General features: G+C 28.3%; 5 protein-coding genes. 1 reads left to right on the forward strand and 4 read right to left on the reverse strand.

Annotation, left to right across the window (positions count from 1 at the left end; genetic code table 11):
* Positions 1-83 precede the first annotated feature (83 nt).
* Positions 84-437: a response regulator gene (locus JCM15092_RS13955; protein ID WP_024995177.1), complete on the forward strand. Its 354-nt coding sequence runs from the start codon at positions 84-86 to the stop codon at positions 435-437.
* Here JCM15092_RS13955 and JCM15092_RS13960 read toward each other — a convergent pair whose 3' ends face one another.
* Genes JCM15092_RS13960 through JCM15092_RS13975 form a run of 4 tightly spaced genes read right to left on the reverse strand, consistent with a single transcriptional unit; the run spans position 438 to position 4362 of the window.
* The gene (locus tag JCM15092_RS13960; protein ID WP_034542086.1) at positions 438-1616 is read right to left on the reverse strand and encodes a glycosyltransferase family 2 protein; all 1179 of its coding nucleotides are present in this window, start codon (positions 1614-1616) and stop codon (positions 438-440) included. It abuts the gene before it with no gap.
* A complete protein-coding gene (locus JCM15092_RS13965) occupies positions 1610-2725 on the reverse strand; it encodes a glycosyltransferase family 4 protein (RefSeq protein WP_024995179.1) in 1116 nt (371 codons plus the stop codon). Before JCM15092_RS13965 ends, JCM15092_RS13960 begins: the two co-directional genes overlap by 7 nt.
* A gap of 13 nt (positions 2726-2738) precedes the next feature.
* Entirely contained in the window at positions 2739-3515 is a 777-nt protein-coding gene (locus tag JCM15092_RS13970) for a class I SAM-dependent methyltransferase (RefSeq protein WP_024995180.1), read from the reverse strand.
* Complete coding sequence (locus JCM15092_RS13975; RefSeq protein ID WP_024995181.1) at positions 3490-4362, reverse strand: glycosyltransferase family 2 protein; 873 nt, start codon at positions 4360-4362, stop codon at positions 3490-3492. Before JCM15092_RS13975 ends, JCM15092_RS13970 begins: the two co-directional genes overlap by 26 nt.
* Positions 4363-4441 lie beyond the last annotated feature (79 nt).

Here is a 4441-nt window from a genome sequence, read left to right on the forward strand (position 1 = left end):
TGCAAATATATTAAAATTTATTGTATCTATCTTTTTTTATTGTATTTTTGCTTTAACTATATCAACACAATATAATTTATATTATGAAGAAAATATTAGTCGCAGAAGATACTGATAGTAATTTCTTATTATTGTCTATAATTTTGCGTAAAGAATATGAAGTAATTAGAGCTGCTAATGGTGAAGAGGCTATAAGCAAATTTAAAGAGGTTAATCCGGATATGATTCTAATGGATATTAAAATGCCAATTATGGATGGCTTGACTGCTACTAAGGAAATTAGAAAGATTGATACAAACATCCCAATCATAGCACTTACAGCAAATGCATACGATAGCGATAAGGAAAAAGCTTATGAATCTGGATGCAATAATTATATGGCAAAACCGATTATGACTAATAAATTACGTGAAATGATATCATCGTATTTTAATTAATCACGCTCTTATTGACTTTTCCCAGGTCCCATCATTGTTTTTCTTATTTTTTAGATAAAAGAATCCTTTTATTACATTTAAATTCATAAATAAGAAATAATATGGAATACTTATGAATTTATTCTTTTTTGATTTTATTGAATAATACCATCCAATAATTCCACATAAATAGAATATTATTTGTGCTATAAGTAGTAGGAAATATATTATGTTATCATTTATAACCACAAGATAAATATTAATTGGAATAATTAAGAAGAGGCATAATGGTGTTATAGACCATCTTAGAACTCTATGAGATACATATTGAAAACTAAGTAATTTATATTTGAAAATATTTAGAAGTTCTTTAAGCATAATAATCGACTGAATTCCCCCGGCCGCAATTCTAATCTTCCTCTTCCTCTCTTCATAAATATTAGCTGAGCCATTCTCAATTGCATAAGCTTTCTCACAATATGATATGATATACCCTTTCATTGCTATTCTCATTGAAAGAATAAAATCATCTAAGAGTGTGTTATCAGGCATTTCTTCAAACAGATATGTACGAATGGCATATAATTCTCCTGCAGCACCAATAGTGGAATTTAATTCAGAATCCATTTGTTTTAATTTAGATTCATATCTCCAATATAAACTTTCGTTTTTTGCTGCATTGTTTTCTATCGAATTATTATTGATTCTTTTCTCGCAAGCTACACATCCAACATTCTTATTGTTGAAACTATTAATAATATCTTTTATTGAAGAAGAATTAATAAATGTGTTGGCATCTGTAAAAACTGTAATTGGGGTATTTACAAACTTCATCCCTCTATTAATTGCAGCAGTCTTTCCTTTTCTTTCTGGTTGAAAAAGGAGAGTTATGTTTTCATATTGCTTTAGCAGTTCATTAGTTTTATCATTGCTGCCATCTGTAATCCATAGAATTTTAAGTTTATCTTTAGGATAGTCTATTTCATAACAATTCTTCATTTTTTCCTCAATAACATAGTCTTCGTTGTAAGCCGCAATAAAAAGAGTAACTTCAGGAAGTGTACTATTAAAATCTTCGGTTTCCTTATTTTGTTTAAAACGTCTTTTAATGATCAGTATTAAGTATAATAATAAACCATAACCAATATAAGTATAGAATACTATGAAGATAGATATATAAAAAATGATAGTAATTAGCATGATTGTAAAACACTTTTGTATATTTCTGAAACTTTGTCGCAAACTCTTTGGCTATTAAATCTCAAGTTTATTGTATTGTATGCATTCTCCCCAAAAATTATCATTTTATTTGGATTTTCTAATAGCTCAATATATGAATCAGCAAGTTTATGGACATTATTGAAAGGAACAATAATGCCATTTTGGTGATCTATAATAATTTCCCTAGTTCCATCCGTTGGTGTAGTAACAATTGCTTTTTTCATTGCCATTGCTTCAAGTAATGCTATTGAAAGGCCTTCCCAAAGACTAGGAAGCACAAAAACGTCAATTGCTTTAAGAACTTGAGGTATGTCATTTCTGAAATTTTCTAGTTGGATAAATTCGTTGTATTTATTTTTAGCAATAAACTCCTTTACTTTTTCAATTAAATCTCCTTCTCCGACAATTAGTCCTTTAATCTGTTTATTTTTCTTGTGGGCTAATGCAATACTCTCAATAAAATCTATAGGTGATTTCTGAGCTGTTATTCTACCTATAAATGCTATAACGAAATCATCACTACTTGATCTGAATAAATTGTGAAGATTTGACTGAATATTATAATTGAAGACATTTAAATTAATGCCGTTTTCAATAACCTGACAATTTGATAAATTGAATTCATGTTTACCAACTTGTCGGTTGTTCTCAGATACGCAAATAACCTTTTTACTATTATTACAAATCATTTTTTCACACAGTATCCTAGCTTTTCTTTTGAGGTAAATCTGATCTTGGTGAAAGCTCCATCCATGGACTGTGTAGATAAGGGGGATTTTAGTTATCGAAGATGCAAATAGCATATTAGATGCAGCTCTAGTGCCGTGTGCATGTATTATATCTATTTTTTCTTTTTTTATTATATCTATAATTTTTTTTTGTACTAATAAATTAAATGGGAGCTTTGTTTTTATAACGTGACATGTTATATTATTGATCGAGAGAACTTCTATCATTTGTCCTGAAGAAAATGACAACACAACAGGTTCAATATTTGATTCAAAGCCATTAACAAGATCAATCAGATGAGATTCTCCTCCACCTATATCACCTTGTCTTATAACTTCAAGAACTCTAATTTTACTCATAACAAATTAAATATTATTCTATCCTATTTCCCAAATATTCATTAATATCCATAGGAGTTTCATGAGTACTACAGATGTAATATACTTTTCTTTTTATTAAATATAAAATAGCATTTACTATTTTGTATAATTCTTTATATAATTTTCTTTTAGGAAAAAGATGTCTTACCATGTCTTTATCCCATTTGTTAGTAAAATATTTTGCATATTCTTCATCTTCTGGATTAACTATAACATCTATTTTTCCTTCCCATTCTATTTTATTAAGTGTTACTCCTTTTTCTGTATACCAAAGTAGTTTGTATGTTAATGATTGAAAAGGAAGATAATTAAGAAATAGCTCACCATAGTTGTTATTATAATTTCCAGGCATTTTCTCTTTGTTAAAAAGAATGAGTTTATTGTCAATCCATAGTATAACCCATTTGTGAGATTCTTTAGGAAATAAGAATTCACCCAAAAGACTAGGAGTCTCTAAATAACCTCTTTTGGCTACTCTCTGTAATTCAGAAATAAATTTTTCTGGATTATCAGTATGTTCTAATACTTGATTACAGATAACATAATCAAACTCTTTATCTGAAAAGGGTAAATTTTCTCCATCTGCATTAACAAACTTTTGATGATGGTATATTTTAATGTTTCCACATCTATTGCTATTATCATGTATATATTTATCAACTATAACATCAGATCTAAATGATGGGTTATGGCCGCTACCAATTTCAAGAACAAAATCTTTCTTACCTATTTTTAAATCATTTCTATCTAATGGAGTCCTTGTCTTCATTTTTAATAATATTTGATTTTTTATCTTTATATTCCGTTTGTGAAGTTAATAAATCTTTGAAGTTTATTAATCTCGATTTTACTCTTATTTTAAAACTATTAAAAAACGAGCCATCGTTTTTCATTGTATCATAACCTGTGATAGCTCTAGCCTTTCTATTCCTAAGAAACAAAATCTTTCCATACTTTTTTAGTCCTAGTGCAAGCGAACCATCTTCCCCTCTTATTATATCTGTTCTGATTCCAACTTTGCGAGCTAGCTCTATATTATATGCAAATACAAGCCCTCTCACACTTAATTCTGGTCTCTTAAATGATTGTATAAAAAGATATAGATCTCTGCTAAATTCGTATATTATTAATCCAAATTTAGGATGTTCTTTGTCAGGAATATAACTCCATAATGATGAAACAGCAACAGTATTCTTTTTCATAAGTTTATCTGACATAATCTCAACGTATTTTGGTGGATACATTGTATCAGAATCAATGTTAATGTGATATTTCCCTCTAGCATTATAAAGTCCACAACTTCTAGCGTATCCACAGCCTTGCTTATTTTCTTGAAACAATTTAACTCCGCAATCCTTGAATATTTGAGCTGTGTTATCTTTAGAATTATTATCTATTCCAATAATTTCAACTGGATATTTACACTTCATATCACTTAGAGACCATAGACAAGAAACTAAATGTTTTTCTTCATTGTAACCTATAACAGAAACTGTAATTAATGGAACGTCACTTTGTAGGGAAGTGATGTTCGACTTAATTCTATTAATAATATTTTTATCGATAGAATTATATTCTCTATTGTATACAGAGGCATATTGGGAATACCATTTCATGTCTGGAAGGTTATTATATAATACAAAAATATAAATATTTTTTATTTATATAATATAACTCTAATAAATTAAAATATGA

The sequence above is a fragment of the Phocaeicola paurosaccharolyticus JCM 15092 genome, from assembly GCF_000613805.1.
GTDB classification, from domain to species: domain Bacteria; phylum Bacteroidota; class Bacteroidia; order Bacteroidales; family Bacteroidaceae; genus Phocaeicola; species Phocaeicola paurosaccharolyticus.

What these genes read in the sequence shown, in the direction of transcription:
- JCM15092_RS13960 (WP_034542086.1), bottom strand. Translation starts at nt 1,616, where the DNA reads ATGCTAATTACTATCATTTTTTATATATCTATCTTCATAGTATTCTAT.
- JCM15092_RS13955 (WP_024995177.1), top strand. Translation starts at nt 84, where the DNA reads ATGAAGAAAATATTAGTCGCAGAAGATACTGATAGTAATTTCTTATTA.
- JCM15092_RS13965 (WP_024995179.1), bottom strand. Translation starts at nt 2,725, where the DNA reads ATGAGTAAAATTAGAGTTCTTGAAGTTATAAGACAAGGTGATATAGGT.
- JCM15092_RS13970 (WP_024995180.1), bottom strand. Translation starts at nt 3,515, where the DNA reads ATGAAGACAAGGACTCCATTAGATAGAAATGATTTAAAAATAGGTAAG.
- JCM15092_RS13975 (WP_024995181.1), bottom strand. Translation starts at nt 4,362, where the DNA reads ATGAAATGGTATTCCCAATATGCCTCTGTATACAATAGAGAATATAAT.